Here is a 3,711-nt window from a genome sequence, read left to right as displayed (position 1 = left end):
CCGCACCACCGTCCGGTGGTGCGGCCCGCTGCGCGCAGCGCCGTTCTCCCGCTTCCCTGCTCCCGCCGCCGGTGGCCGTCGCCGGTGGCCGTCGCCGGTCCCGGCCGTCGTACCGCCGTTCCTCCGCCGCCGTTCCGCTGCCGCTTTCGCCGTGCTGCCGTGCTGCCGTGCTCGCGTCGTCGTTGCTCCGCCGCTCTCCCGTGCCGTCGTTCCCGGTTCCTTCCCGCCGTTCCCGTTCCCGGTGTTCGTCCCCCCGCGCCGTACGTGGCCGCGACGGCGGCGGCGGCAGCTCTCGCCGCCGTCGTCGTCGCGGCCCCGGGCCGTGAGGGCACCGCCCGACGCCGTCCGTGCCCCTCGGGGCCGAGCGGTGCCCGCGGCGGTCAGCCCCAGATCACCAGGGCGAACAGCAGCACCGATCCGACGATGACGCAGGCGCCGCTCTTGGTGGTGATGCCGGTGCGCAGCAGTAACATCCCGACGATGCCGGGCAGCCCGAGCTGGACCTCGACCACGCGCTCGACAGCCACCGCCAGGGCGGCGACCAGAAGCGATGTGACGATCATGGGGACCACTCCTCGCTGTGTCAGTGGAGGAGCCAACCCTGGCTAACTTTCACCGAGTTGGCGAAGTTGTTGACCAACCATGTCCTTCTCATGCCCCAACCCTGCCGGAGAAGAACGTCTTCGTACGAACTCCCCACAACTGTCCGAAAGTTGTATGGTGAGCGCTGTGACCGAGGAGAGCCGACCGGCAGCCGAGGAACCGGGCCGCCAGGCGGCCCCGCAGTCCCCCGACCACATCGCCGAGGCACTCCGTGCCCGGATCCGCTCGGGCGAGTTCGCCCCGGCCTCCCGACTACCGACCCAGCGGGAGCTCGCGGAGCAGTTCGGGGCCTCCCGCGCCGCAATACGGCACGCCCTCGCCCAGCTGCAACGCGAGGGCTACCTGGGATCACGCGGTCGCGGCGCTCCCGCGCAGGTCACAGCGCCCGCGCCGGACACTCCGCGCTCGGCGGACGTGGAGCTCGCGGACCGCATCGCGCTGGCCTTCCAGGCCGAGCACGTCTCGATCGACGCCTTCTCGCTGACGACCGAGACGCTCAACTCCGCGCTCGCCGCACCTCTGATCGCGGTCTCCGCCGGCGAGCTGCGCCCGCGCTCCATCAGCGTCCGTGTTCTGCTGCCCAGCCCGGGCATCCACCCGGCGTTCCCACGGCTCGTCTCCGACCCCGCCGACCCGCGCCCGATCACCCGTCTCCAGCGCATCACCCGTACCTTTTCGGCCTCTTTGCGCCACCAACTCGGATCATTGGCCGAACGAGGACTGGTGCAGGAGGTCAAGGTCGAGATCCGCACCGTCGAGGTCACCCCGTTGCAGAAGCTCTACCTGCTGAACGACCTGGAGGCCCTCACCGGCTACTACCAGGTCGTCACGCGCACCGTGGAGTTCGAGAACGAGGAGCTGGAGATCTACGACGTGCTCGGCCTGAGCTCCAAGATCTTCCGCGCCTCCCGGGACAAGGACAGCCGCGACGAGCAGGACGCCGCCTTCGTCGCCGAGTCCCGCCTGTGGTTCGAGTCCCTCTGGTCAACGATAGCGGAGCCCGTCACACTCGGTTAGATGAGGAAACTCTTCGCTCATACCGAGTGTGTGATCTTCGACTTCGACGGGCCGCTCTGCTCGTTGTTCGCGGTCCGCACGGCCTCATCGGTGGCCGAGCGCCTCCGGACGCTCGCCGACGAGCATCAGCTGCCCGTCCCCGCGACAGACGACCCCCACGCCGTGCTGCGTGCCGCCGCCGCCTCCCACCCCGGCTCCGCCGCCTCCCGGCTCCTGGAGGAGGAGCTGACCCGCGAGGAGGTCCACGCGGCGGCCACCGCCCGCCCCACCACCGGCGCCGCGGCGCTCGTCCACGCCCTGAGCGGCCGAGGACGCCGCCTCGCCGTGGCGAGCAACAACTCCGCCCTCGCCGTGAGCGCCTACCTCGGCGTCAGCGGCCTCGCCGGACAGTTCCACGACCACGTCCACGGCCGCGCCGGGGAGGTTGCCCTGCTCAAACCCCACCCCGACGTGGTGCACCGCGCGCTGTGCTCCACGGGCGCGCCGCCGGACCGTTCTCTCATGATCGGGGACACGCCGACCGATCTCGCTGCCGCGAAGGCCGCCGGGGTCGCCTTCCTGGGGTTCGCCCCGGACCGGCAGCGAGCCGAGCAACTCCACGCCGCAGGCGCCGAGTATGTCGTCACCCGACTGGGGAACGTACTGGGCACGGTGAACTCACTGCCGTCCTATGACTCCTTCGGGTGAACGTGCCCGACCGGCCACCGTCCGGTTGACGGCCCCACACCGGCGTCCCGCCGGTCCGCCGCCGCCGCGCGCCCCCTCGTCACGGGCCACCCCACGCCCCGGACGGTGTCCAAGGCTCCACAATCACTGTGGGACCGCCTCGAGCCGGTCCACCGGGCCGTCATCCGCCCGCGCACCTCCCCGTCCCGGAGTGTGTCCCCATGCGCAAGCCGCTAACTGACCTCGGCGCACCCACTTTCCTCGGCAGTGCGCTGCCCTACCCCTCACCGGCCCCGCCGTTCGCCACCGCGCACGGCGGGCCCACCGCCACGACACCTCGACCGGCGGAGCCCGTCACCCTCGACGGCCACCACCGCAGTTGGCAGGTCCACCAAGCCCCGCCCGGCGGCGACACCCCGCCCGGGACCCGGCTGAAGACCGGCGAACCCCGGCACCACGTGCCTCGCTTCGACCCCCGCTGCATACTCGACGAGGACGGACTGCTGCGGCGGCTGGAGAGCCGCGGCGTCCCCCGCGTCCCCAGGGCCCACCACACCGCCGACGGGCTCCAGACGCACGACTACATCGAGGGCACCGCGCTCTCCGGCCCACACCCACCGGGCAGTTGGCTGACAGGGAGCCAAGTCGGCCACGTGACGGAGCTCTTCGGCCATATCGCCGGCCTCGGGACCGCCGATCTCGCCACCCTCCACAACTGCCCGCCCGCCACGAGACCCACCGACAGCGCCACCTTCCTCCAGTCGCTGCTGCGCTTCACCCGCGTCCGGGTGCACCGGCGCTACGCGCCGCTGCTTCCGGGGCTCTTCTCGGCGCTGGGCATCCGCCCCGACGCCGTCGCCCACGACGGCTTCCTCGGTCGCTCCGCGCGCCACCTCACCGACCGCCCGTTCTGCCTTCTCCACGGCGACCTGCACCGCGACAACCTGATCGTCTCCGCGTCCGACGGGGCCCTGTGGACGATCGACTGGGAGCTGGCACTGGTCGGGGACCCGGTCTACGACCTCGCCACCCACCTGCACCTGATGCGGTATCCCCGCGCCCAGGAGGCCGCGGTGATCCACCGGTGGGCGCGGGCGGTGGAGAGCGCGCTGCCCGGGGCCGCCGCGGGCGTGGACGCCGACCTGCCGCGCTACCTGCGGTACAAGCGGGTCCAGTCGGTCCTCACCGACACCGTCCGCAACGCCGACGCCGTCCGCAAGGCCCCGGCAGACCGGCTGGAGGCCCAACTCGCCGCAAGCGCACTGCAGATGCACGACGCCCTCTCCCGGGCGGCAGCTCCGTTGGGGCTGCTGCGTGTCCCCACAGCTACGCGCGTTGAACACGCCTACGCCGCGCTCCGGGGCCGCACCCCCGCACACGTCGGGGACGGGTGAACGGTCGCCGGCGCCCCCCGAACGGGGGCGC

4 protein-coding genes are annotated in these 3,711 nt (G+C 72.4%); 3 read left to right on the top strand and 1 reads right to left on the bottom strand.

Going from position 1 to position 3,711, the window contains the following annotated elements; translation table 11 throughout:
- Nucleotides 1–380: 380 nt before the first annotated feature.
- Nucleotides 381–563: a hypothetical protein gene (locus HCJ92_RS23075; protein ID WP_167935547.1), complete on the bottom strand. Its 183-nt coding sequence runs from the start codon at nt 561–563 to the stop codon at nt 381–383.
- Nucleotides 564–729: 166 nt separating this feature from the next.
- On the opposite strand from HCJ92_RS23075, the gene HCJ92_RS23070 reads away from it, so the two are divergent.
- The 3 genes from HCJ92_RS23070 to HCJ92_RS23060 all read left to right on the top strand — a co-directional run bounded on the left by HCJ92_RS23070 (nt 730) and on the right by HCJ92_RS23060 (nt 3,680).
- Nucleotides 730–1,620 (top strand): GntR family transcriptional regulator, encoded by an 891-nt coding sequence (locus HCJ92_RS23070; RefSeq protein WP_338054343.1) that lies wholly within the window; start codon nt 730–732, stop codon nt 1,618–1,620.
- Nucleotides 1,621–2,307 (top strand): HAD family hydrolase, encoded by a 687-nt coding sequence (locus HCJ92_RS23065; RefSeq protein ID WP_167935545.1) that lies wholly within the window; start codon nt 1,621–1,623, stop codon nt 2,305–2,307.
- 200 nt (nt 2,308–2,507) lie between these two features.
- On the top strand, nt 2,508–3,680 hold the full coding sequence (locus HCJ92_RS23060; RefSeq protein ID WP_167935544.1) for an aminoglycoside phosphotransferase family protein: 1,173 nt from the start codon (nt 2,508–2,510) through the stop codon (nt 3,678–3,680).
- Nucleotides 3,681–3,711 lie beyond the last annotated feature (31 nt).

Origin of the sequence: Streptomyces spiramenti, from assembly GCF_012034385.1 — a bacterium.
GTDB lineage: Bacteria > Actinomycetota > Actinomycetes > Streptomycetales > Streptomycetaceae > Streptomyces > Streptomyces spiramenti.
Note: the sequence above shows the minus strand (reverse complement) of the source record. Positions and strands in the feature narration are given on the sequence as shown.